This is a genomic window from Brevibacterium casei CIP 102111 (assembly GCF_900169275.1).
Classification (GTDB): Bacteria; Actinomycetota; Actinomycetes; order Actinomycetales; family Brevibacteriaceae; genus Brevibacterium; species Brevibacterium casei.
Window position 1 is genome coordinate 168640 of the sequence record NZ_FXZC01000005.1, and the last position, 24871, is coordinate 193510.

The 24871-nt window shown below is 68.6% G+C and carries 19 protein-coding genes; 8 read left to right on the forward strand and 11 right to left on the reverse strand.

Annotated elements, in window-relative coordinates; genetic code table 11:
* The first annotated feature begins 9 nt into the window (after window positions 1–9).
* Window positions 10–1200: a M20 metallopeptidase family protein gene (locus BC102111_RS13000; protein WP_101624549.1), complete on the forward strand. Its 1191-nt coding sequence runs from the start codon at window positions 10–12 to the stop codon at window positions 1198–1200.
* Between the two features lie 24 nt (window positions 1201–1224).
* On the opposite strand, the gene BC102111_RS13005 is transcribed toward BC102111_RS13000, so the two are convergent.
* The 4 genes from BC102111_RS13005 to BC102111_RS13020 all read right to left on the reverse strand — a co-directional run bounded on the left by BC102111_RS13005 (window position 1225) and on the right by BC102111_RS13020 (window position 4692).
* Entirely contained in the window at window positions 1225–1962 is a 738-nt protein-coding gene (locus tag BC102111_RS13005; protein WP_009374787.1) for an MgtC/SapB family protein, read from the reverse strand.
* A 146-nt stretch (window positions 1963–2108) separates the two neighbouring features.
* Complete coding sequence (locus BC102111_RS13010; RefSeq protein WP_101624550.1) at window positions 2109–2681, reverse strand: NADPH-dependent FMN reductase; 573 nt, start codon at window positions 2679–2681, stop codon at window positions 2109–2111.
* Window positions 2682–2754: 73 nt separating this feature from the next.
* The gene (locus BC102111_RS13015; protein WP_101624551.1) at window positions 2755–3492 is read right to left on the reverse strand and encodes a DsbA family oxidoreductase; all 738 of its coding nucleotides are present in this window, start codon (window positions 3490–3492) and stop codon (window positions 2755–2757) included.
* A gap of 147 nt (window positions 3493–3639) precedes the next feature.
* Window positions 3640–4692: an Rv2578c family radical SAM protein gene (locus BC102111_RS13020; RefSeq protein WP_180960646.1), complete on the reverse strand. Its 1053-nt coding sequence runs from the start codon at window positions 4690–4692 to the stop codon at window positions 3640–3642.
* 344 nt (window positions 4693–5036) lie between these two features.
* Between BC102111_RS13020 and BC102111_RS13025 the strand changes: the two genes are divergently transcribed.
* Entirely contained in the window at window positions 5037–6554 is a 1518-nt protein-coding gene (locus BC102111_RS13025) for an NCS1 family nucleobase:cation symporter-1 (RefSeq protein WP_101624552.1), read from the forward strand.
* A 32-nt stretch (window positions 6555–6586) separates the two neighbouring features.
* Window positions 6587–7447, forward strand: coding sequence for an aspartate/glutamate racemase family protein (locus BC102111_RS13030; RefSeq protein WP_101624553.1), 861 nt, complete (start codon window positions 6587–6589; stop codon window positions 7445–7447).
* A 28-nt stretch (window positions 7448–7475) separates the two neighbouring features.
* Here BC102111_RS13030 and BC102111_RS13035 read toward each other — a convergent pair whose 3' ends face one another.
* Window positions 7476–8168, reverse strand: coding sequence for a GntR family transcriptional regulator (locus BC102111_RS13035; RefSeq protein WP_095375679.1), 693 nt, complete (start codon window positions 8166–8168; stop codon window positions 7476–7478).
* Window positions 8169–8267: 99 nt separating this feature from the next.
* Window positions 8268–9947 (reverse strand): DUF885 domain-containing protein, encoded by a 1680-nt coding sequence (locus BC102111_RS13040; protein ID WP_101624554.1) that lies wholly within the window; start codon window positions 9945–9947, stop codon window positions 8268–8270.
* Between the two features lie 175 nt (window positions 9948–10122).
* Between BC102111_RS13040 and BC102111_RS13045 the strand changes: the two genes are divergently transcribed.
* The 3 genes from BC102111_RS13045 (at window position 10123) to BC102111_RS13055 (ending at window position 13098) form a co-directional block, all read left to right on the forward strand.
* Window positions 10123–11319, forward strand: a complete 1197-nt coding sequence (locus BC102111_RS13045; RefSeq protein ID WP_063249449.1) for an MFS transporter — start codon at window positions 10123–10125, stop codon at window positions 11317–11319.
* A 131-nt stretch (window positions 11320–11450) separates the two neighbouring features.
* Entirely contained in the window at window positions 11451–12248 is a 798-nt protein-coding gene (locus tag BC102111_RS13050; RefSeq protein ID WP_101624555.1) for a carbon-nitrogen hydrolase family protein, read from the forward strand.
* A 64-nt stretch (window positions 12249–12312) separates the two neighbouring features.
* Window positions 12313–13098 carry a TetR/AcrR family transcriptional regulator gene (locus BC102111_RS13055; RefSeq protein ID WP_101624556.1) on the forward strand — a complete coding sequence of 262 codons (786 nt, stop codon included), beginning with the start codon at window positions 12313–12315 and terminating at the stop codon, window positions 13096–13098.
* Window positions 13099–13120: 22 nt separating this feature from the next.
* Here the strand turns inward: BC102111_RS13055 and BC102111_RS13060 are convergent, their stop codons facing one another.
* Window positions 13121–13456 (reverse strand): hypothetical protein, encoded by a 336-nt coding sequence (locus tag BC102111_RS13060; protein ID WP_009374804.1) that lies wholly within the window; start codon window positions 13454–13456, stop codon window positions 13121–13123.
* Entirely contained in the window at window positions 13453–15033 is a 1581-nt protein-coding gene (locus tag BC102111_RS13065; protein WP_009374805.1) for an acyl-CoA carboxylase subunit beta, read from the reverse strand. Before BC102111_RS13065 ends, BC102111_RS13060 begins: the two co-directional genes overlap by 4 nt.
* A gap of 67 nt (window positions 15034–15100) precedes the next feature.
* Here BC102111_RS13065 and BC102111_RS13070 point away from each other — a divergent pair, with 67 nt between their 5' ends.
* On the forward strand, window positions 15101–16054 hold the full coding sequence (locus tag BC102111_RS13070) for a biotin--[acetyl-CoA-carboxylase] ligase (protein WP_095375684.1): 954 nt from the start codon (window positions 15101–15103) through the stop codon (window positions 16052–16054).
* Window positions 16054–17877, forward strand: a complete 1824-nt coding sequence (locus BC102111_RS13075) for an adenylate/guanylate cyclase domain-containing protein (RefSeq protein ID WP_232252566.1) — start codon at window positions 16054–16056, stop codon at window positions 17875–17877. The genes BC102111_RS13070 and BC102111_RS13075 overlap by 1 nt, the downstream gene beginning before the upstream one ends.
* A 448-nt stretch (window positions 17878–18325) precedes the next feature.
* On the opposite strand, the gene BC102111_RS13080 is transcribed toward BC102111_RS13075, so the two are convergent.
* The 3 genes from BC102111_RS13080 to BC102111_RS13090 all read right to left on the reverse strand — a co-directional run bounded on the left by BC102111_RS13080 (window position 18326) and on the right by BC102111_RS13090 (window position 24821).
* Window positions 18326–21061, reverse strand: a complete 2736-nt coding sequence (locus tag BC102111_RS13080; RefSeq protein ID WP_095375686.1) for a DNA gyrase/topoisomerase IV subunit A — start codon at window positions 21059–21061, stop codon at window positions 18326–18328.
* Window positions 21062–21216: 155 nt separating this feature from the next.
* Window positions 21217–21768: a TetR/AcrR family transcriptional regulator gene (locus BC102111_RS13085; protein ID WP_009374809.1), complete on the reverse strand. Its 552-nt coding sequence runs from the start codon at window positions 21766–21768 to the stop codon at window positions 21217–21219.
* 380 nt (window positions 21769–22148) lie between these two features.
* Window positions 22149–24821, reverse strand: coding sequence for a bifunctional acetate--CoA ligase family protein/GNAT family N-acetyltransferase (locus BC102111_RS13090; protein WP_009374810.1), 2673 nt, complete (start codon window positions 24819–24821; stop codon window positions 22149–22151).
* Window positions 24822–24871: the final 50 nt, after the last annotated feature.

Here is a 24871-nt window from a genome sequence, read left to right on the forward strand (position 1 = left end):
CACGAAACCATGACGATCGACTTCACCACCGAAGCCGCAGCCCTGAGCACCGAGCTCATCGAGCTCCGCCGCGACCTCCACCGCAACCCCGAACTCGGACTCGACCTGCCCCGCACCCAGCGCGCCATCCTCGACGCACTCGACGGCCTGCCGCTCGAGATCACGACCGGAAAAGGGCTGACCTCGGTCATCGCCGTCCTCCGCGGCGGACGGCCGGGCCCGACGATCCTGCTCCGCGGCGACATGGATGCCCTTCCGGTCGTCGAGACGACCGGCCTCGACTACGCCTCGACCAACGGGAACATGCACGCGTGCGGTCATGACCTCCACGTCTCCGGCCTCGTCGGAGCCGCGAAGCTCCTGTCTGCGCACCAGGACGAGCTCGCCGGAACCGTCGCATTCATGTTCCAGCCCGGCGAGGAGGGCCTCGGCGGCGCAAAGGACATGATCGACGAGGGCATGTTCGACACCATCGGATCGACCCCCGACGCCGCCTACGCGATCCACGTCGCCCCCGGTGAGCCCGGCACCTTCGTCACCCGACCGGGCACGATCATGGCCGGAGCGAACACCTTCCACCTGACCATGCACGGCAAAGGCGGGCACAGTTCGCGTCCGCAGGACGCCGTCGACCCCATCCGGCCTCTCCTCGAGTTCGGGCAGGCCATCTATTCGATGGTCACCGGATCGTTCAGCGTCTTCGACCCCATCGTCGCCGAGGTGACCCAGCTCAACGCCGGATCCGCCGTCAACATCATCCCCGGGACCGCCTCCCTGGCGATGTCCGTGCGCACGCTCTCCGCCGAGACGACGAAGCGTTTTCCGGAGCTCGCCACGCGACTGGCCGAATCGATCGCCGCCGCCCATCGCTGCACCGCCGAGGTGGTGTGGAACGAGCAGTACCCGGTGACCGTCAACGACGCCGCTGAGGCCGCTTTCACCGTTGAGACCCTGCAGAGGGCCTTCGGGCCCGACCGCGTCGTCGAAGCTCCCGATCCGGTCATGGGCTCGGAGGACTTCTCGTATGTCCTCGAGGAGGTGCCGGGTGCCTTCGTCTTCCTCTTCGTCACCCCCGACGGCGTCGACCCCGAAACCGCGGCGGTCAACCACTCGCCCGAGGTCCTCTTCGACGATGCCCACCTTCCCGACCAGGCAGCGGCTCTGGCGACGCTCGCGTGGGAACGGTCGCTGCGCGGCTGAGCAGTCCCCGGAGTCGGAGTCGGCTCAGAACGGGTCGCCGTCGGAATCGACGGAGTGGACACGGTCCTCGCGCATGCTCACCTTGTCCACCCCGTCGAGCTCCATGATCATCGGGATGAGCATGTGCAGGGGGCGCTTGCCGTCGAACCTCACATCGATGCGCACCATCGTCACCCCGTCCTCGTCCTCGAACCGCTGGGAGTCGAGGATCGTGTTCTTGAATCCCATCGAGCTCGCGACGGCGAGGATCTCTCGGAGGATCCCACCGCCGTCACGGTAGACGATGCGCAGGAGCTTCCCGTGATCACTGTCGGGGATCCTGCGGATGAGCGGCGCGACGACGAAGAGCGTGAGGAGGTGGAGTGCCGTGAGCATCGTCGCGAGCCCGAGCATTCCCGCCCCGCACGCCATGCCGACGGCAGCAGCCACCCAGATCGTCGCCGCCGTCGTCAGCCCGCGGACCATGTTCCGGCCTTTGAAGATCACACCTGCGCCGAGGAAGCCGATGCCAGAGACGATCTGCGCGGCGATCCGCGAGGGGTCGAGCTGGACGTCGCTGTCGAGGACACCGGAGAAACCGTAGGCGGAGACGAGCGTGAACGCGCACGTGCCGATGCCGACGAGCACATGCGTCCGGTAGCCCGCGCTCTTCTGCCGGAACTGGCGTTCGAAGCCGATGAGCGAACAGAGCACGAAGCTCGCCAGCAGCAGCACTGCCTCGGTGAGCGCGGTCGGTCCCAGAAAATCGGTGTAGGAGCCCATGATGGAACTCACCTTAGTCCTGCACCGCTCGGTTCGGAACGCCGGACGAGCAGAGACGGCAGCCCGACCCTGCACTGCGCAGGATCGGGCTGCCGTCTTCGTGCCTCAGAGTTCCGGTGCCTCCTGAGCCCCGGCCAGCGCTTGGCTCAGGCCTGTGGGGCCAACGTCCGGTCGAGAGTCTTCGCCGCGGTCTCAAGCTTGTCAGCGTAGCCCTGGACGATCTCCGGCGCATCGACGAGGCGACCGTCCGCGCCGTACGACTCGCGGGGAAGGGTGATCTCGACGTTGTCGGCGACGAGGTCGACCCCGATGAATTCGAGCACCGAGCGCAGCTGCTCCCCGGACATCCCGCCTCCGTGCCCGCCATAGCTGACGATGAGTGCGGGCTTGTCCCGCCATTCGGCGAAGAGGTAGTCGATCGCGTTCTTCAGCGACGCCGGATAGCCGCCGTTGTACTGCGGGGTGACGAAGACGATTCCGTCCGCTTCGGAGACGATCTCGGCCCAGGCCTTCGTATGGGTGTTCTGGTAGTTGCCGAGAGCCGGCATCGCCGGCTCATCGAGCATCGGCAGCCTGAGGTCGGCGAGATCGACGATCTCGACGCGGGCGCCGGTGGCGTCGGCGATGACCTCGGACACGGCGGCCGCGATCTGGTCACCGACGCGGACCGGTCGCATGCTGCCGACGACGATGCGGATGAGTGGGGCGGAATCGTTCACTGTGGGGGTGTCCTTTCGGAGGGGGTGGAGGTGGTGCTCAGGGGGAGGGACGAGGGGCTGGACCGTCGGACCCTCAGTCGCAGCCCTCAGGGCCGCACACAGCACCGCTGGGCGCATCGGCACCGTCGGACGCATCGGCGGCTGTGGAGCCGGCACCGGACAGGACGGTGAGCGTGGAGCTCTCCTCCCATGCGGTGTCGAGGGCGCGGGAGAACGTCTCCGACTGCTGTGCCCCGGAGATCCCGTACTTGCGGTCGATGACGAAGAACGGCACCCCGTTGGCGCCGAGTGAGCGCGCCTCGGCGATGTCGGCTTCGACGGCGCGCGTGTACTCATTGGATTCGAGGACCCTGCGGGTCTCGGCGGGATCGATTCCCAGACTCTCACCCACCTCGGCGAGGTAGTCGATGCTGCCGATGTCACGACCGGTCTCGAAGTGTCCGGACATGAGTGCCTCCTCGGCCTCGGCCATGACGCCGTGGGTCTGCGCGAAGTGGAGGAAGCGGTGTGCCGTGAAGCTGTTGGCGACGACGACGGAGTCGAAGTCGTACGAGAGTCCTTCGCCAGAGGCCTGCTCGCTCACCTGCGCGAACATCTGCTTGACCGCCTCCGGGGGCATGCCCTTCGTCCGGCTGAGGTAGGCGGCCTCTGACTCCTCGACGTGATCGGGGAGCGAGGGGTCGAGCTGGAAGCTGCGCCACCGGACCTCGACCTCGTCCTTGTGGGCGAACCCCTCCAGCGCGGTCTCGAAGCGTCGCTTGCCGATGTAGCACCACGGACACGCGATGTCCGACCAGATCTCAATTTTCATGACACTTTCAACTACCGGTCAGCGCGCGTTATTCCCCGGGCGAACAGGTGTGAGCGCGGTCGCCGCCGATCGGTCGGCGGCGCTCAGGTATCGGGTGTGGTCAGCGGCCGGTTGGGGTCAGGGGCCGGTGGGATGGAAGCCCGGGGCTCAGAAGAGGGCGGCCTGAAGCTGCGGGAGGCCTTCCGCGCCGATGGCGATCGAGGACGTCCCGGATGCGGACCGGTCACCCCTGGTGCCGAGCGCCCTGCGCTTGCCGTAGTCCTCGTCCCTCGACCCGCGCAGGCCGTAGCGGTCGATGAGCGGATCGATCCGTGCGCGCAGCCACGTCCGGTACTCCTTCGAGGCATACGGCGAGTTCGCATACATCCGTCGGTAGCGGGGGAGGAGCTCGGGATGTTCGCGCCCGAGCCACTCGAAGAACCACTCCCTGGCGCCGGGCCGCAGGTGCAGGGCACCGTAGACGACCCGGTGTGCCCCGGCCTCGCTGATCGCCCGCAGGGCCGCGTCGAGGTGCTCGCGGGAGTCGGTGAGCTTCGGCAGGACAGGCATGATGAAGACCGTCACCCGGAACCCGAGGTCGGCTGCCGCACGCACGGTCGCGAGCCTCGCCGTCGTCGTCGGCGTACCCGGCTCGATGGCCTGCTGCAGGGTGTCGTCGTGGACGGCGATCGACATGCCGATCTCGACGGGGACATCCTCGGCGGCGCGGGCGAGCAGAGGGAGGTCTCGCCGGAGCAGGGTGCCCTTCGTGAGGATGGAGAGGGGAGTCGCATGGTCGGCCAGGGCCGTGATGATGCCGGGCATGAGACCGTAGCGACCCTCGGCGCGCTGGTAGGGGTCGGTGTTCGTGCCCAGGGCCACGAGCTCGCGCGACCACTTCGGCTTGGCCACCTCGGCGGCGAGGACCTCCGGTGCGTTGACCTTGACGATGACTTCGCGGTCGAAGTCCTCACCCGCGTCGAGGTCGAGGTAGCGGTGGGTGCTCCGCGCGAAGCAGTAGACGCACGCGTGGGAGCACCCGCGGTAGGGGTTGATCGTCCACGAAAAGGGCATCCCGCTCGACTTCGGCACCCGGTTGAGCGCCGACTTCGCGAGGACCTCGTGGAAGGTCATCCCCGCGAACTCCGGAGTGCGCACGCTGCGGACGAGCCCCTTGACTCCGAAGAGCCCGGCCACCTTCTCCTGCTCGTTCCACCTCATGCCAGCATTCGAACACGTGTTCGATTCCGTGTCAAGGGGGCTGTCCGCCGGGGTGCTCGCCCGTGGGGGTGCGGGCGCGTCCACCTCGCACCCTTCGCTCACCATTCGGACAAATGGTATGCCAAAAATCCAGATCCGCAACGGGCGTCGTGACGGCCATCCGCCCAGGTGCGGACCGTCGGGAGCCATGCTTGCGGTCTGATTTCTCGAAGACGAAAGCCTCTTTCTTCATTGCGGAAGAACTGTGACCCACGTTACGCTGAACCGGTTAGCAATCATCACCATGACCCTGTGGATCCTCGTTTGGTATTCCAGTGTTATGCCGTCTCGGATGCGAGTGCCCCATGGCGACGACAGTGACCTCCGACCAGCCGAATCCCGAGCGCCTCGGGCCGAGCCCCGAGCAACTGGCGGCCCACCGGATCAGCCCGCGGTTCTACAATGCCGACCTCGCTCCCTGTAAGAAGGAGGGCCGCAGCTGGACGGCCTACAGCGTCTTCTCCCTCTGGGCCAACGACGTCCACTCGCTCGGCAACTACGGCTTCGCGCTCGGACTCTTCGCCCTCGGCCTCGGTGCGTGGCAGATCCTCGTCGCCCTTCTCGTCGGCGCCGCCCTCCTCTTCATCCTCCTCACCCTTTCGGGAATCATGGGGCACAAGACCGGGGTGCCCTACCCGGTGATGAGCCGCATCGCCTTCGGCATCCACGGCGCCCAGCTCGCCGCCTCGGTGCGCGGAATCGTCGCGATCGCATGGTTCGGCATCCAGACCTACCTCGCCGCGAACGTCCTCAATGTCCTGCTGCTCACGTTCCTGCCGGGTCTGCAGTCATGGGCCGAGGTCGAATTCCTCGGACTCAGCGGCCTCGGCTGGTTCTCCTTCACCCTGCTCTGGATCGTCCAGGTCATCATCGTCAGCTACGGCATGGAGATGATCCGCAGGTACGAGGCGATCGCGGGACCGATCATCCTCCTCACCTTCGTCTCCCTGGCCGTGTGGATGCTCGTCAGGGTCGACTTCCGGATCTCGTGGTCGATCGACGATCCGCTCACCGGGTGGGAGATGTGGGTGCAGATCCTCGGCGGCGGTGCGCTGTGGGTGGCGATCTACGGCACCTTCGTCCTCAACTTCTCCGACTTCACCCGCTCGGCGAAGACCCGCGGCTCGATCGTCGTCGGCAACTTCTGGGGCATCCCCATCAACATGCTCGTCTTCGGCCTCGTCGTCATCTCGCTCGCCGGCGCGCAGTACACGATCGACGGCACCGTCATCACCTCACCCGCCGACATCGTCCAGGCGATCGGCAGTCCGATCCTCCTCGCGTTGGCCTCGCTGTCCCTGCTCATCCTCACCGTCGCAGTCAACCTCATGGCGAACTTCGTCGCCCCGACCTACGCCCTGACGAACCTCTTCCCGCGTCATCTCAACTTCCGCAGCGCCGCGATCATCTCGGCTATCATCGGCTTCGCCATCCTCCCGTGGAACCTCTACGACTCACCTGTCGTCATCGTCTACTTCCTCGGCGGTCTCGGTGCCCTGCTCGGACCGCTCTTCGGCATCATCATGGTCGACTACTGGCTCGTGCGGAAGACGAAGGTCAACGTCCCCCAGCTCTACACCGAGGCGAACGACGGCGAGTACTTCTACCACCACGGGGTCAACTGGCGGGCGATCGGCGCATTCATCCCCGCGTCCCTCATCGCGCTCATCCTCGCCCTCGTGCCGGCCTTCTCCTCGGTCTCGGAGTTCTCGTGGTTCTTGGGCGCCGGGCTTGCCGCCGTCATCTACTTCGTCATCGCCCGCCGCGACTTCACCTTCCGCGAGGTCGACGGCGAGGAGATCGCCGTCCCGACCGCACACTGACCCGCACACACCCACCTGACCTGGAGAGACCCATGAGAATCCTCGTCGTCAACGTCAACACGACCGCGTCGATGACCGACGGGATCGCCCGAGCGGCACGGGAGGCCGCCTCGGCGGACACGGAGATCATCGGCCTGACCCCGAGCTTCGGCTCCGAATCCTGCGAAGGCAATGTCGAGAGCCACCTCGCGGCACTCGGCGTCATGGACGCCGTGCTCGGATACGACGGTGAGTACGACGCTGTCATCCAGGCCGGCTACGGCGAGCACGGCAGGGAAGCCCTGCAGGAGCTCCTCGACGTCCCCGTCGTCGACATCACCGAGGCGGGTGCGACGCTGGCGATGCTGCTGGGCCGCCGATACTCCGTCGTCACCACCCTCGACCGCACGGTCCCGCTCATCGAGGATCGGCTTCTGCTCGCCGGGCTCGACCGGCACTGCGCCTCCGTGCGCTCCTCGGGGATGGCCGTCCTCGACCTCGAGGCCGATCCCGACCGGGCCGTCGACGCGATCGCGGGTGAGGCCGCCGAGGCGGTCGATCGTGACCGTGCCGAGGTCATCGTCCTCGGCTGCGGGGGGATGGCCGACCTCGCCGAGGTGATCGTCGACCGCTGCTCGGTCCCCGTCGTCGACGGTGTCGCCGCCGCCGTCAGGCTGGCCGAGTCCCTCGTCGGCCTCGGACTCTCGACCTCGAAGGTGCGCACGTTCTCGCCGGCGCGACCGAAGCGGATGACCGGGTGGCCGTTCGCTCGGGGTGCGCAGGAGGCGGGTGCGGCGCAGGAGGCGAGTGCGGCGACAGACGCCGGGCCGCGGTCCGATGACGCAGGTTCAGCGGCGACGAACCGACCCGCGACGGCCGACCCGGCCGTCAGGACGCATCCGGCCGCCGGCTGAGCGCGTCGTCTCCCTCAGCCCGTCGCCCTCAGCCCTCGGCCTTCGCGTCCTCGGTTTCCGCCGTCTTGCCTTCGTGGGCGAGGCGCTCCCGGTGCTTGTCATGCTGCTGGCGGCTCGTGCTCAGATGGTGGGTCGCGAGCTCGCGGACCCGGTCGACGTCGCGGTGGGCGATCGCGTCGAAGAGCTCGGCATGTTCGGTGGCGACGACGTCGAGCTCGTCGTGCTGGCTCAGCTGCCAGCGCATCCGCGAGTCGAGGAGCTGCCCGACCTCGACGAGGAGCCGGTTGCCGGAGAGCTCCGTGACGATCGAGTGGAAGGCAGCGGCGCTGCGGTGCGCACCGACCGCGTCCCCGGCCTCGGCCTGCCGTCGACCCGCCTCCATCGTCGCCTCGAGTGAGGCGAGTCCATCACGCGTGTGCCGTTGGGCCGCGAGTTCGAAGGCGAGGAGATCGAAGGCCTGACGCACCTCGGCGAGGTCGGCGACATCGCTGGGAGAGAACTCGCGCACCGTCGCCCACGTGTTCGGACGGTGGGCGACGAGCCCCTCCGAGGCGAGCTGCTTGAGGGCTTCGCGGACCGGGACGCGGCTGACTCCGAGTTCGGAGGCGAGATTGCGCTCGACGAGGCGGCTGCCGGGCGCGCGCACCCCGTCGATGATCTCGTCGCGGAGGATCTCCGTCACCCGCACGGTCTCCGACCGGGGGCTGTCATTGTTCTTCACGTCGTCATTCTCCCACTCCGGGCGCCGAGGCTGCAGGGCGCAGACCCGGCTGGCCGGGCCCGACCTGCGCAGACCCGGCCGGCGCAGGTCTGACCCCGCTCAGCGGCGGATCGCCCGGCCGAGGGTGTCGAGGCCGACCGAGCCGAGGTTGAGGGCCTTCGTGTGGAAGGCCTTGAGGTCGAAGTCGTCGCCGGCCTCGGCCTTCGCCTCGTCGCGGAACTGCTCCCACAGACGCTGGCCGATCTTGTAGCTCGGTGCCTGTCCCGGCCAGCCGAGGTAGCGGTCGAGTTCGAAGGCGAGGAAGCTGCGGTCCATCGCGACGTTGTCGGTGAGGAACTGCCACGCCTTCTCCCGGTCCCACGTGCCCCCGCCGAGGCTCTCGGGCGCCTCGAGACCGAGGTGGAAGCCGATGTCGAGGACGACGCGGGCGGCACGGAGACGCTGTGAGTCGAGCATGCCGAGGTAGTCGGCCGGGTCGTCGAGGTAGCCGAGGTCGGCCATGAGCCGTTCCGCGTAGAGCGCCCAGCCCTCGCCGTGTCCGGACACCCAGCACATGAGCCGGCGCCAGCGGTTGAGGGTGTCGGAGACGTAGGTGGCCTGCCCGACCTGGAGGTGATGGCCGGGGACGCCCTCGTGGTAGACGGTCGTCTTCTCCTGCCAGGTCGCGAACTCGGTGACGCCCTCGGGCACCGACCACCACATCCGTCCCGGACGGGAGAAGTCGTCGGTGGGGCCCGTGTAGTAGATGCCGCCGGTCGACGACGGGGCGATCATCGCCTCGATCGTGCGCACGGGTTCGGGGATATCGAAGTGGGTCTTCCCGAGCTCGGCGATCGCCTCGTCGGCGACCCCCTGCATCCATTCGCGCAGCGCGTCCTTGCCGTGCAGGGTGCGCTCCGGATCGGCGTCGAGCGCCTTCATCACGTCGAAGAGGTCGGTGCCGGGCATGATCTCCTCGGCGATCCGGCGCTGTTCGGCATCGATGCGCTCGAGCTCCGCAAGTCCCCACCGGTAGGTCTCGTCGAAGTCGACCTCGGCGCCGAGGAAGTTCCGCGAGTGCAGGGCGTAGGCCTCCCTGCCGCACGCCTCGTTCTCCGGTGCCGCCGGCAGCAGCTCGGATCCGAGGAAATCGGCGAGGTCGGCGTACGCCTGTCGGACTCCATCGGCGTGGGCGGCGAGGTCGTTGCGCAGCTGCGGGGACACCTCGGCGACATCATCGGCACCGGCGATGAGGGTGAGGAACGTCGAGTCGTCCCCGGCGAGATCGCGGGCCTGGTCGATGACCTTCTCGATCTGGATCCGGGCCGCCACCTGACCGCGGCTCTTGGCGAGCGCGAGTGACTCCTGGTATCCGGCCAGCGATGCGGGCACGGCGGCCAGGGTCGTGTCGATCGTCTCCCAGTCGGCCACCGTCGTGGTCGGCAGGAGGTCGAAGGTGTCGCGGACGTGCTGGACGGGGGAGGCGATGACGTTGAGGTCGGCGTGCTGGAAGCCCGCCTCGTAGTAGTCACGGGCGACGCCGAGGCGCTCGCGCATCGCATCGAGGGTGACCCGGTCGACGTCGTCGAGGTCGGCGCTCGCCTCCACCTCGTCGAGGCGGCGCAGGGTCTCGACATTGAGGTCGTTGAGCGCGGCGAGGCCGGCGGGGGAGAGGTCGTCGAAGCCCTTGCCTCCTTCGAGCCCGAGGTAGAGGGCGAGGGAGGGGGAGAGGGCGAGGGAACGGTCGACGAAGTCCTCAGCGACGGCGTCGACGGCGGAAGGGGTTCTCTTTTCGGTCATGACCTCACCCTATATGAGCTGACGCACACCTCATGGCTCCGGTCACAGGCCATGAGGAGAGGCACATGGGCACAGTGCGGACATCGCATCCTGGGAGTTCGCTGAAGCTATAGCCTTGGATGGTCCCGCCGCCCGGCGGGACGCGGACGGCTGAGGGAAGAGAGACGGATCGGACGTGGCACGAGCACAGCTGTGGACCAAGGACTTCGTCGTCGGCGTCGGCCTCAACCTCGCGATGTCCATGGTCTTCTACCTGCTCATGACATCGATGGCCGGGTACGCAGTCGCCCGCTTCTCCGCCGGCCAGGCCGCCGCCGGATTCGCCTCGTCCGGTTTCATCGTCGGCGCCGTCATCGCCCGCATCCTCACCGGCAAGTACCTCGACTTCATCGGCCGCCGGACCCTGCTCGTCATCTCCATGGCCGTCTTCGTCCTCGCCTCGCTCGCGTACATCGCCGCCGACAGCCTTGTCCTCCTCATCGTCATCCGCCTCATCCACGGCGTCGCCTTCGGAGCCGGGAACACGGCGATCATGACGGCCATCCAGTCGATCATCCCCGCCTCCCGCCGAGGTGAGGGCACCGGCTACTTCGGCACGGCGACGACGGTGTCGACGGCCCTCGGGCCCTACCTCGGCGTCGTCCTGCCCCAGCGCTGGGACTTCGGGGTGCTCTTCCTCGCCTCGGCGCTCATGTCGCTCATCGCCCTCATCCTCTGCTTCCTCCTGCGGCTGCCGAAGCAGGAGCTCACGCCCGAGCAGCGGGCCGCCAAATGGCACCTCCACCCTCGGACCCTCGTCGACCGCGACGGTCTGCGCATCGGGCTGATCATGCTCATTGCCGGCACCGCCTACGCCGCCGCCCTCGTCTTCCTCGCCGGGTACGCGGCCGAGAACGGAGTGCCCGCCGCCGCCTCGATGTTCTTCGTCGCCTTCGCCGCAGCCTCCCTCGTCGCACGCCTCTTCGTCGGCCGGATCCAGGACGTCTACGGCGACAACGTCGTCATCTATCCGGTCCTCGCCCTCAACGCCGCCGGCAACCTCTTCATCGCCCTGTGGCCGACGATGACCGGCATCGTCATCGCCGGCGTCCTCGTCGGACTCGGCTTCGGCTCGCTCATGCCCAGCGCCCAGACGATCACGGTCAAGTCCGTCGAGATGGCCCGGGTGCCGGTGGCGACCTCGTCGTTCTTCCTCCTCCTCGACGTCGGATCCGGCATCGGGCCGATCATCCTCGGCGCCCTCATGCCGCTCACCGGCGGTCGGGGGATGTTCCTCCTCTGCGCCGGACTCGTCGTCGTCGCGATGGGCGTCTACTCCATCGTCCACGGCCGCGGCCGGGGCGGACGCCCGGGACGAGAATTCATCGGCTGACGGGCGCGCCTGCGCCCGCGTGGGCGGCGGACCTCGGCCGCCAGACCGTGGTGCGGACGGCGGGTGACCCGAGGTCGGGACCCGAGTAGCCTGAGAGGAGCCCACCGACCGTCCGCCGCAGGAGGATCGCGATGAGACTCGCACTCGCCCAGATCAACACGACGACCGACGTCGCGGCCAACCTCGAGAAGGTCCGCGACTACACCCGCCGGGCCGTCGAGGCCGACGCCGACGTCGTCGTCTTCCCCGAGGCGACGATGTCCGCGTTCGGGCGCGGCCTGCGCGAGATCGCCGAGACCGAGGCGCAGGGCTGGCGCGAGGCGCTCACCGTGCTGGCCGCTGATGCCGATACCACCGTCATCGCCGGGGAGTTCGCCGTCTCCGGCGGCAAGGTCGTCAACCTGCTCGCCGTCTACGCCCCCGACGGCTCCCGCACCGAGTATGCGAAGATCCACCTCTACGATGCCTTCGGGTTCAAGGAGTCCGACACCGTCGCAGCCGGTGAGGAACCGGCCGTCGTCGACCTGGGCGGAGAGGCCGTGGGGATCGCGATCTGCTACGACATCCGCTTCCCCAAGCTCTTCGCCGAACTCAGCCGCCGAGGCGCTCGCCTCGCCATCGTCTCCGCATCGTGGGGTGCGGGGCCGGGGAAGGTCGAGCAGTGGGAGCTGCTCGCTCGAGCCCGGGCGATCGACTCGAACATGTTCGTCGTCGCCCTCGGCCAGGCCGATCCCGAGGTCAGCGGGGTCGACGTGCCCCCGAAGGGCCCCACGGGAGTCGGCCACAGCCTCGTCGCCGACCCGTACGGGCACGTCGTCGTCTCCCTCGGCGGGGAGGAGACGCTCGAGATCGTCGAGATCGACCTCGGTCTCGCCGATGAGGCCGCCGAGGCGGTTCCCGTCCTCGCGAACGCGAAGCTCGGCTACTGACGTCAGTTGCCGCGGGGCCGAGACGGGATTGAGATGAAAATGCACGGAGTGCAATAATGTTGGCATGTCTTCAGCAGCCGACGTGACCGCAGCCGACCGGCCGGAGGGCCTGCGCGAGCGGAAGAAGCGCGAACGCGGGCGGGCGCTGCGCCGAGCCACGCTCGAGCTCACCCTCGAGAGCGGTTACGCCGATGTGACGATCGAGGCGATCTGCGAACGCGCAGGAGTCTCCCGGCGGACCTTCTTCAACTACTTCGCGAACAAAGAGGAGGCGCTGCTCGGGCGCTCCGACACCGTCTTCGACGACGAGGACCAGCCGGTCATCGCCGAGTTCGAGGCGGGCGGACCGACGGGGGACATGCTCACCGACCTCGAGGGACTCCTCGCCGCAGTCGTCCGCAGCCGGCTTCGCCGCCGCGAGGAGATGCACCAGTACCACCGGGTCCTCCAGCAGGAGCCTCAGCTCATGCAGCTGCAGATGTCGCGGATGGGCAACAACGAGCGCCTGTTCCGCGAGATGATCCAGCGCCGCCTCGACGCGACGGCAGCCGACGGGTCGGCAGAGTCTGACGTCACGGGCACGCGCGACTCAGCGACCGCCTCGGCGACGGAAGGGGCGAGTGCGGCGGTCGACTCAGCCGGGGACCCAACGACCGCCTCGGCGGGGAAGGGGACCCCGAACGGCTGCCCCGAGGACTGGCCTGCGGTCTCCTACCGAGCCGAGGTGCTCGCGGCGGTGGCGATGATGGCGATCAAGGCGACGTTCATGCGCCTGCGCCGCGACGAGGGCGAACCGGACCCCATCATTGACGAGCTCTTTGCGGAGCTGCGGGCGATCTTCACCGCCTGAGCAGACCTCACCAGGGCCGGCCTCAGCGGCCGAGCGGCTGCGTCCAGGTCTGGGGCAGGCGACGGCGGACGTTGCGCCGGGGCGCATTGAACCCGGCGCGGTCGTGCTTCGTCGTCTCGACCTGGGCGAGCGCTTCGGCCTGGTGGGCGGCGTAGGCGAGAGCGACCTGGCGGATCGCGACGACCGCGGCGACCGCGGCCGCACTGGCCATCTCATCGCTGACCGGCTGACCGTCGTCGGCGCGGACCACAGCGCGGTCCTCGACCGAAGTCACCGGCGTCCCAGTGCTCGCCTCGGACACGGCACCGTCGCTCGGTGCCGTGCTCTGCTCGGCGGTCTGCGTCGAATCCTCGCTCATAGGGGGATGTTACCGTGCTTGCGCGCGGGAGCGTCGACGTGCTTGTTCTTCAGCGCCCGCAGCGAGCGGACGATGCGGGCCCGCGTCTCGCTCGGCTTGATGACCGCGTCGATGTAGCCCTCCTCGGCCGCGAGGTACGGGTTGAGCAGAGCGTCCTCGTAGTCCTGGATGAGCTCGTCGCGCAGCGCATCGACGTCCTCACCGGCCTCCTCGGCGGCCTTGAGCTTGCGCCGGTAGACGATGTTCGCCGCCCCCTGGGCACCCATGACGGCGATCTGCGCCGAAGGCCATGCGAGGTTGATGTCCGCGCCGAGCTGCTTCGACCCCATGACGCAGTACGCTCCGCCGTAGGCCTTGCGGGTGATGAGCGTGATGAGGGGGACGGTCGCCTCGCCGTAGGCGTAGATGAGCTTCGCGCCGCGGCGGATGATGCCGCCGAGCTCCTGGTCGGTGCCCGGCAGGAAGCCGGGGACGTCGACGAAGGTGAGGATCGGGATGTTGAAGGCGTCGCAGAGGCGGACGAAGCGGGCGGCCTTCTCGGACGCGTCGATGTCGAGGGTGCCGGCGAGCTGCATCGGCTGGTTGGCGATGACGCCGACGCTCACGCCCTCGACACGACCGAATCCGGTGACGACGTTGGGGGCGAAGAGTTCGGAGACCTGGAGGAACTCGCCGTCGTCGAGGACCGTGGTGACGACGTCGAGGATGTCGTAGGGCTGGGAGGGCGAATCCGGCATGAGCGCATCGAGCGCTTCGTCCTCGGGGGTGAGCTCGAGGTCGGATTCGAAGACGTCGGCGTCGGCCGGGTCGAGGTTGTTCTGCGGGAGGAACGACAGCAGGTCGTGGACGTAGTTGAGGGCGTCCTCCTCGTCGCTGGCGAGGTAGTGGGCGTTGCCCGAGACCGTGTTGTTCGTCCGGCCGCCGCCGAGCTCCTCGTGGCCGACCTCCTCACCGGTGACTGTCCTGATGACGTCCGGGCCGGTGATGTACATGTGGCTGATCTTGTCGACCATGATCGTCACGTCGGTGAGCGCCGGGGAGTAGACGGCACCGCCGGCCGAAGGACCCATGATGAGCGAGATCTGCGGGATGACTCCCGACGAGGCGACGTTGAGGCGGAAGATCTCTGCGAAGAGCGCGATCGAACCGACGCCCTCCTGGATGCGGGCGCCGCCGGAGTCGTTGATGCCGATGATCGGGCAGCCGAGCTTGAGCGCGAGCTTCTGGACCTTGACGATCTTGCGGCCGTTCGCCTCGGCCAGCGACCCGCCGAGCACCGTGAAGTCGTGGGCGAAGACGGCGACGGTCTTCCCGTCGATCGTGCCCAGACCGCAGACCACGCCGTCACCGTCGGGGCGGTTCGCACTCATCCCGAACTGGGTGTTGTGGTGGCGGGCGAACTCGTCGATCTCCTGGAACGATCCCTCGTCGAGGAGCTGGTCGATGCGCTCCCGGGCGGTCTGCTTGCCGCGCTTGTGCTGGTTCTCCACCGACTTCTCGTTGCCGGTGTGGGCGGCGTCGCGACGCTCGAGGAAGGCGTCGATGCGCTCGGCGGTGGTGCGTGGGGTTTCCGTCATGCCCCCACCTTATCGAGGGCGCACGAGTTCATTGTGCACTCCCACCAAAAGAATCTAGAGTGGACTGGTGACCAGCCAACACGCGCCTTTCCTCGTCGACGTCCGCTCGCTGCGCGCCCGCGCCGAGGCCGTCGGGCTCGACCTTCCCCTCGTCGTCTGGGACGAGTCCTGTTCGTCGACGAACGACGAGCTCGCCGCCCTGGTCCGCAAGCCCGAGCACCTCGATCCCCACCCCGCCAAGGCGGTCGGCCATCCCGTCCGCGACGTCGCCGGCGCTGTCGTCGGCAACGGCGCGGACCGGTCCGAGCTGCCGGCGTTCACCGTCCTCGGCACCGACTTTCAGAGCGCCGGCCATGGTCGACTCGGACGGACGTGGACGGTGCCGCCGCGGAAGTCGCTGACGTTCTCGATCCTCCTCGCGCCCCGCACCGGGGTTGAGTCCTGGGGCTGGATTCCGCTGCTCACCGGGGAGGCCGTTCGCCGGGCCGTCGCCGAGGCGGGGGTTCCCGCGGTCCTCAAGTGGCCCAACGACGTCCTCACGGCGGAGGGGAAGAAGCTGTGCGGGATCCTCGCGCGCATCGAGATGATCGACTCGGGTCCGCGCATCGTCCTGGGAATGGGGATCAACACCCGGCTCGCGGCTGAAGACCTCGTGCGGGAAGACGCGAGTTCGCTGGCGATCGAGCTCGGTCAGCCGGATTCAGAGATCGATCATGAAGCGTTGCTAGTGTCGATCCTCAGCACGCTCATTCCTGCCCTGAGGGAGATCGACGAGTATGGTGACGAGGACTTCAGCCGGAGCCGGATCGCGGAGAAGGTGCGCGAGGGAATGGTGACGCTGGGGACACGGGTCAAGGTCGAACGGCCCGACGGCAGCCACCTCATCGGGACGGCCACCGGGCTCGACCCGTCCGGGGACCTCATCATCGACGACCGGACCACTGTGAGCGCCGGCGACGTCCACCATCTGCGACCGGCCCCTGGGACCGACACCTCTGCTGCCGGGACGACCGCGAGATGATGAGTGAGGACACCCGGCAGGCCGCCGTGTCCGCGGACGATGTCGAGCACCGTCGGAACGACGAGAGTGCGCGGGAGCACGCCTCGCGAGACGCTGCGGGACAGGACGCGCCGGTCAACCGTGGTCCGGCGGACAGCGCTGCCGGGGGCAGTGCCACGGCGGGCAACGACGCGGAGGGCGCGCCGACACAGGACACGTCGACGGGTGCTCCCGCGCAGGATGCGGTTGCACAGGCCGGCTCGGCAGACGGTGCCTCCGCGGGCACGAGTGAAGAGGACGCCTCGGGGCATCCCGCTCCAGTGCTCTCAACCCCAGGACACGGCGCGTCGAGGGTTGAGGGCGTGACCCACGACGGACCGCAGGACGTCGACTCTGCACACAGCGGATCAGCACACAGCGGATCAGCGCGCAGCGGATCGGCGCACGGGGGCCCGGGTGACGCCAGCGCAGACGACGCCACCGGCGCCGATATCGCCGACGCCGGTTCCGGCGACAGTGCCGCCTCCCGATCTGATGACACCGCCTCCCGTTCTGATGACACCGTCTCACGCGGCACTGACACGACCCGCCGGCGGGCGAGGATCGATGACAGCGAACTGCCTGCCACCTCGGCGATGCCGGTCATCACCGCGAACATGCTCAACGGACACCCGGCATCCGTCGACGACGGTGCCTCAGGCAGGCCCGACCGGGCCGACGACTTCTCCGAGGGACTGCACGAGGACCCGCGCACCTCGGCGATCGACATCGTCGACGATGACGACGACGATCCGGTCTACGAGACGCGGACGGCGGCCGAGCGGCTCGAGGAGATCCTCCTCGACGGTAAGCGCGTGCTCGATCGCCGGGAGGCGGCGAAGCTCGGCGGGATCTCGACGGTGTCGGCGCGGAAGATGTGGCGGGCGCTGGGGATGGCGCAGACGGATGCGCACGACAAGGCGTACACGGTCAGCGATGCGCACGCGCTGCGGATGTGGGCGAAGCCCGTCGCGGACGGACTCATCGACCAGGAGACCGCGCTGTCGCTGGCGCGTGCGATCGGGCAGACGACGGACCGCCTCGTCGTGTGGCAGATGGAGACGATCGTCGAATACCTCACCGAGGAGAAGGGCCTGAGCGAACCCGAGGCCCGGCGGGAGGCACTCGAGGTCATCGAGGACCTCATCGACCCGTTGCAGAAGATGCTCACGTACTCGTGGCGGCGCAACCTCGCCGAGGTGATGGGGCGGCTCAACGTCAACGTCTCCGACGGGCTCGCGATGGACAACCGGCAGGGCTGGTACGACTCGTCGATGCCGCTGGCCCGGGCCGTCGGCTTCATCGACCTCGTCTCGTACACGCGGCTGTCGCAGAAGATGGAGCCGAGGCAGCTGGCGAACATGGTCCAGGAGTTCCAGGGCATCTGCTACAACATCGTCGCCACCGGCGGCGGGCGCATCATCAAGACCGTCGGCGACGAGGTGTTCTTCGCAGCCGAGACCCCGCTGGCCGGCGCGGAGATCGCGATGTCGCTCATGGAGCGCGTCACCGCGGCCGCCGATCTGCCGCAGGCACGGGTCGGGTTCGTGTGGGGGCGGGTGCTCTCGCGCCTCGGCGACATCTTCGGCTCGAGCGTCAACCTGGCAGCGCGGCTGACCGCCGTCGCCGAACCGGGAACGATCTTCACCGACGAGGAGACCGCGCGGGTGCTCTCGACCTCCGACGCCTACGTCTTCGAACCGCGTGGCTCGCTCACTCTCCAGGGACTCGGCGAGACCGGGATCTGCCGGATGGAGCGCGGCACCGCGGCACGGATGAAGCTCGACCTCGACGACGAATCGTAGGTTCGGCGGCGCGGCGGCGCGGCGAGGAGCGGGACGGATGCTGCGGCTTTCTTACCTCGCACCCTTGGCGCCGGAGCCTCCCCTTGGCGGAGAGTATTTCGCATCCCGCCCACTCAGCGCATCCCGCCCTCTTAGCCCCAAAACCTCCCGTTGCACGGGGCGGATTAGGCGCCGCGGGTGCGGGTTGCGGAGCGATCGGGATGACGTGGCGTCCGGGGTGCGACATGACGCTACGGGTAGGACGTGCTGCTGCGAGTATGCGGCCGAGCGCCGCCATTCGCATCCCGCCCTCTTAGCGTTAAAACCTCCCGTTGCAAGGAGAGGTTTTGTTGCTACGGGTATGGGATGCGGAGCGTACGGGATGACGTGGCGTCCGGGGTGCGACACGACGCTACGGGTAGGACGTGCTGCGGCGGGAACGTACGCGCGTTCCCGCACGTGTCCGCCGTCAGAACAGCGCTGAGTCGTCGCCGTCGTCCTCATCGTCTTCGTCGTGGGAGACGATGACGCCGTTGTCCGTGTCGATGCGGGCGCGCGAGATCGCCTCGCGGGCGTCGTCGGCATCGAGGTCGAGACCGTCGAGGCTCGTGGCGAGCCCGCCGGAACCTGCCGCCTGAGGCGAACCGCTGCCCGAAGCACCGCTGTCGCCCCGAACGCTTTCGCCGGAGCGTCTGCTGCCCGCCGACGCGCCCCCGGAGCCATCGGCCGCCGCACCATCGGTGCCACCGCCGCCGGTGACGTCCTCGCCCGGTTCGCCGAGGCGGGGGAGCGTGCCGATGACGTCGATCTTGGACTCGAGCGGGGACCCCGTCCCGTCACGGCGCGACATCTCACCGGGCAGCGTGCGTGCGCCTCCGGCCTGCGCCGCCGCCTGCGGGGAGTCGCCGACCCAGGCGAGCGAGAGCTCGGTCTCGCCCTTGAGGAACTTGTGGGCGCGCACACCCGAGGTGGCCCGTCCCTTCGTGGGGAACTCGACGAACTCGCTCACCTTGATCGACGAGGACGGCGCACCGTAGAAGTTCTCGCCGCTGGCGATCGTCACGACTGACAGCGACATCTCCTCATCGGGTTCGCGGGGGACGGCCCCGAAGAAGATCGCCTTCGCCTCGGCGCCGAGCTTGATGCCGGCGACCCCCGAGGCGTTCCATCCCTGGGCCCGCAGGCCTGCGGCGTCGAAGGCGAGCAGCTGCGCGGCCGAGGTGACGAAGACGGCGAGCGAGGCGTCGATGTCGCGGGGCTGAGCGACGCCGATGACGGTGTCCTTGCCCTTGAGGGCGATCGCGTCCCATTCCGACTTGTTCGGACGGCCCGCCACGGACACGCGCTTGACGACGCCCTCGGCTGTGCCGAGGAGGAACTCGCGCTCGAGGTCGATGAGCCCGATGACCTTCTCGTTCTTCTCGAGCGCCGCGTACTCGGCGACCTTCACCCCGCCGGCGACGTTGGGCCGCGAGGCACCGGGCGGCAGCGCGGGAAGGTCGACGACATCGATGAGGTGGAGGGTGCCGGTCGAGGTCAGCGCCCCGACCTTGCCCTGAGTCGTCGCGACCACCTCGGAGACGAGGGCGTCGTGGCTCGCGCGTTTGCCCGAGCGGGCGAGCACCGCGGCATCCGAGGTGCGGGCGATCCGACCGGAGGTCGAGAGGAGCACGCGGGTCGGTGCATCGGCGATCCGCAGGTTCTCCGGGGCCTTCTTCCCCTTCGCCGTGAGCTCCTTCATCGCCCCTTCGATGAGGACGGTCCGGCGGGGCGTGCCGATGATCTCCGCGGTCGCCTCGAGTTCGGAGGCGACGAGCTCGCGCAGCTTCGCCTCGTCGGCGAGGAGGCTCTCGAGGTAGTCGATGCGCTCCTTGAGCTCGTCGCGCTCGGCCTCGAGTTCGAGACGCGAGAACTTCGTCAGCCGCCGCAGCTGCAGGTCGAGGATGTAGGTGGCCTGGAGCTCCGAGAGGTCGAAGACGTCCATGAGCCTCGTCCGCGCGGTCGCGGCGTCATCGGAGGAGCGGATGAGCTGGATGACCTCATCGATGTCGAGGATCGCGATGAGCAGACCCTCGACGAGGTGGAGGCGGTCCTTGGCCTTGCGCAGCTGGAAGACCGTGCGCCGGCGCACGACGTCGATGCGGTGGGTGAGGTAGACGGTGAGGAGCTCGCGCAGCCCGAGGGTGCGCGGCTGGCCCTCGACGAGGCAGACGTTGTTGATCCCGAAGGACTCCTCGAGCGGGGTCTGCCGGTAGAGCTCGGCGAGGACCGCCTCCGGGTTGAAGCCGTTCTTGATCCCGATGACGAGCCGCAGGCCGTTCTTCCGGTCCGAGTAGTCGTCGATCGAGGCGATGCCGGTGAGCTTCTTCGCCCCGACGGCGTCCTTAACCTTCGCGACTACCTTCTCCGGTCCCACGAGGTAGGGCAGCTCGGTGACGACGATGCCCTTGCGCCTGGCGTTGATGTTCTCGATCGAGACCGTCGCCCGGGTCCGGAAGGTTCCGCGGCCGGTCTCGTAGGCCTCCCGGACGCCGTCGAGGCCGATGATCCGCCCGCCTGTGGGCAGGTCGGGTCCCGGGATGAAGCGCATGAGCTCGGCGAGGTCGGCGTCGGGATTGCGGATGAGGTGGCTGCACGCGGCGATGACCTCACCCGGGTTGTGCGGGGCCATGTTCGTCGCCATGCCCACGGCGATGCCCGAGGCCCCGTTGATGAGGAGGTTGGGGAACGCGGCGGGCAGGACGTCGGGCTGGGTGAGCGTGTTGTCGTAGTTGGGGACGAAGTCGACGACCTCTTCGTCGAGGCCGGCGATCATCTGCATCGACGCCGTCGTCAGCCTCGCCTCGGTGTAGCGGGGGGCGGCGGGTCCGTCGTCGAGGGAACCGAAGTTGCCGTGGCCGTCGACGAGGGGGACCCGCATGATGAAGTCCTGGCTGAGCCGCACGAGCGCGTCATAGATCGCGGAGTCGCCGTGCGGGTGGAGCTTGCCCATGACGTCACCGACGATGCGCGAGGACTTGACGTGGCCGCGGTCGGGTCGCAGTCCCATGTCGCCCATCTGGTAGACGATGCGCCTCTGCACCGGCTTGAGGCCGTCACGGGCGTCGGGCAGAGCTCTCGAATAGATGACCGAGTAGGCGTACTCGAGGTAGGAACTCTCCATCTCCGCCGAGACGTCGACATCGATGACTCTGCCTTCGGTCATGGAACTCCTGTCACACACTCGCGTCCGCTGTCCCTCAGCGGCGGCACCCGTCGATTCTAGCGTTCGAATCGTGTTCCCAGGCCCACCTCGGGGTCTCGTGTCGCTTCCGCCCCGCCGAGGCGGTGGTCAGGGGCACCGTGGACGGGAGAGTCCTGCTACGAGCGCGGGAGGTCGTTCATCCACTTCGAGAGTTCGCCGATGTAGGCCTCGACGTGCTCACGGGAGGGCGAACCGGACATGAGCTCGGCGATCATCATGCCGAGCACCGAGCTGGTGATGCGGCGGGCGAGGTCGGCGTCGATGCCGCAGAGGTTCATGACGAACGAGTCGACGGTCGCCATGTTCGACCGCTTCGCCGCGAGCGCCTCCGCCGGAAGCGCGGGGTCGAGGCTGAGCATGACGGAGGTGTAGAAGCGGTCACGGTCGGTGGTGAGCAGATCGAAGCACAGTCCGACGGCGGCATCGGCGAGCGGGGTGCCGCCGGCCGCCGTGTTCTCGACGAGCCGGTCGAACTGACGGGCGTTGAGTTCGCCGATCCGTTCGAGGATCCCGGTGACGAGGGCGTCGCGGGTGCGGTAGACGTTGGATGTCGACCCCACCGGCAGCTCTGCCATGGCGTCGACGGCGCGGTGCGTGAGCCCGCGGACTCCCTGCTCGGCGACGACGGCGATCGCGGAATCCGTGACGACATCTTTGCGTGAGATCAATGCTCTCTGCCTCGCTCTCGTGGGCGCTCCTGCAGCGCAGGAGTGCCTGCTGACGGTGAATGACCACTGGGGGTCACAGACAGCGGCCGGGTCCGGCCGCGGGGTTTTGGGCACAAATGCATAACTATTCATGCTCGAACGGATACAGACACTACATGTTCGCTCGGGGGATTGGTATATGACTCGCCAAACTGCCAGTCGGTTCCCACCAATCGGGTCGCCCGCGCCCATGAGCAGGCGTTTCGACCCGAACAGCGGCACTGTCGTCGCACCGGACGATCCCTGTCGGCCAGGTGCCGGCCCGGCGGTCCGACGCGGACCCCTGCACCTCCGACGATACCCGAGGTGCGCCGCAGACGTCGGATGTCTCGGCGGAGCCCTCAGCTGAGCAGGCGCCGCGTCGTGTCGATCCGGGTGGCGTCGGCGAGCAGGGAGATGCGGACGTCGAGGATGTAGCTCGTCGTCTCGGTCGCGACGATCGGATGCATCTCGATGTCGAGGAGCTGCGGGTGGCGCTCGACGAGGACGGAGAGGCGTTCGAGGACGTCGATGAGGGGGTCGATGTCGACCGGCGGCAGCCCGCGATAGCCGAACAGCCTCGGCGAGGACTTGATCGCACGGATCATCTCCCCGGCGTCCTTGTCGGTCAGCGGTGCGACCCGGTGCTCGACGTCGCCGAGGAGCTCGGTCGTGTCCCCGGCCAGGGAGAACGAGAGCATCGGGCCGAGCAGGCGGTCCTCGCCGGCGCGGATGACGCAGGGCACGCCGGGTGGGGCCATGGCCTGGACGTCGATGAGCGGCTCCTCGTCCGAGGGCAGGGAGGCGATGAGGTCCTGGATCGCGGTGAAGTCCTCGGTGAGCTCCTCGGGGGTGTCGATGTTCAGCCGCACACCGCCGAGCTCCATCCGATGGCGCAGCGACTTCGTCACGGCCTTGAGTGCGACCGGGTAGCCGATCGTCTCCGCGGCCTGCAGCCCTTCGGCGACCGAGGCGGCCGTGATGTACGGGACGGTCTCGATCCCGTAGCAGGCCAGCAGCTCCCGCGCGCGCTCTCGGGAGAGGACGACGGGACAGCCGGGGGCGGCGCCGGTGAGCGCCTCATCGACGATCTCGCGCACGCCCTTGTCGTCGAGGTCCTCGATCTCGAGGAAGCGGCCGTGGTCGGCAGAGCGCCAGCGGGCGTAGTCGGTGGCGCGCGCGAGCGCCCACACGGCGTCCTCGGGTCCCAAGTAGCTCGGCACCGTGTGGGTGACGCGTCTGCCCTCGGAGTCGGTGAGGAAGCTCGTGAGCTCGTCCTGGACGCCGTGGATGCCGAGGAAGCACGCGACGGTCGTCTTCGCGGACCGTGCGGCGGCCTCGGCGAGACGGGCGGCGATCTCGTTCTCCTCGGCCCCGGCCGAAGGGGTGAAGGTGACGATGACGGAGTCGATGTCGTCGCGGTCGTACATCGCCTCGAGCGCCTCCCCGAAGGTCTCGGCATCGACCTCGGGATGGAGGGAGACGACGGCGGATTCGACGGTGAGCCCCTCGGCCCGGGCGCGCTGGACGATGAGCGTCGACAGCGCCGCCGAGTTGCCGATGACACCCACCCGGCGCCCGGCCGGCAGCGGCTGGGTCGAGAAGACCTGGGCTAAGTCGAAGAGCTGGTGGACGGTGTCGGCACGGACCACGCCCGCCTGACCGAGCACCTGGTCGAGGGCGTGCGGGGCGAGCGAGGAGGTGCGCACGACGTGCCCGGGCGGCAGCTCGCGCCCCGTGACATCGGACTTGACGACGATGACGGGTTTGACCCGGGAGACGCGGCGGGCGATGCGGGAGAACTTCCGCGGATTGCCGATCGATTCGAGGTAGAGGCCGACGGTGTGCGTGGCCGGGTCCTCCTCCCAGTACTGGAGGAGGTCGTTGCCGGAGAGGTCGGCGCGGTTGCCCGCGGAGACGAACGTCGAGATGCCCAGGCCCCGGTTCTTCGCCGTCGCGAGCAGCGCGGTGCCGAGCGCCCCCGACTGGCTGAAGAGCCCGAGCGTGCCCGGTTCGGGGAGGAACGGGGCGAGCGAGGCGTTGAGCCGGACATCGGGGGCCTCGTTGACGATCCCGAACGAGTTCGGTCCGATGAGCCGCATCCCGTACGCCCGGGAGGTCGCGACGACCTGCCGCTGCAGCTCGGCGCCGGCGCGTCCGGTCTCGGCGAAGCCCGAGGAGATGACGAGGACGGCCTTGGCGCCGTGGGCTGCACACTCCTGGACCACCTCGGTGACGGAGTCGGCAGGCACCGCGATGACGGCGAGGTCGGCGGTGCCCGGCAGATCGCCGAGGCTGGGGTACGCGGGCACGCCCGCGACCTGGTCCGCTTCGGGGTGGACGACCCAGAGCTCGCCGGTGAAATGGGCTGAGACGATGTTGCGGATGAGGAGGTTGCCCGTCGAGTTCCGCTTTCGGCTCGCCCCGATGACGACGACCGAGGAGGGATGGAGGACGGTGCGCACGCTCTTCGCCTCGGCGCGGTGCTCGCGGGTGGCCTGGACCTCGATCGACCGCGCCGTCGGGTCGATGTCGAAGGTCACGGCGACGACCCCGTCGTCGAAGCCGCGACTGACCTCGTAGCCGGCGGCCTGGAAGACCTGGAGCATCGAGCGGTTCTGGGGGAGCACCTCGGCGGTGAACTTCCGCAGGCCCGACTCCCGAGCGGCCGCGGCGAGGTGCTCGAGGAGGATCGAGCCGATCCCGCGCCCCTGGTGGGCGTCGGCGATGTTGAACGCGACCTCCGCCGAGGTGGGGGAGATCCTGTCGTAGCGACCGACCCCGATGATGTCGTCGCCGATCGTCATCACCAGCGCCACCCGGTCGTGATGGTCGACGTTGACGAAGCGGTCGAGGTCGCGCTGGGGCAGCTTGGGCAGGGGCGCGAAGAAGCGCAGATAGATCGACTCCGGCGACTGCGCCTCGTGCATGCGCGCGAGCGCATCGGCGTCGGAGGGCACGATCGGGCGCAGATGGGCGGTGCCGCCGTCACGGAGGACGACATCGGCTTCCCACCCGGCAGGATAGTCTTCCATGCCTCAAGCATAGGCGGGCCGCGGACTCGGCACAGGCGGCGAGTACGGCA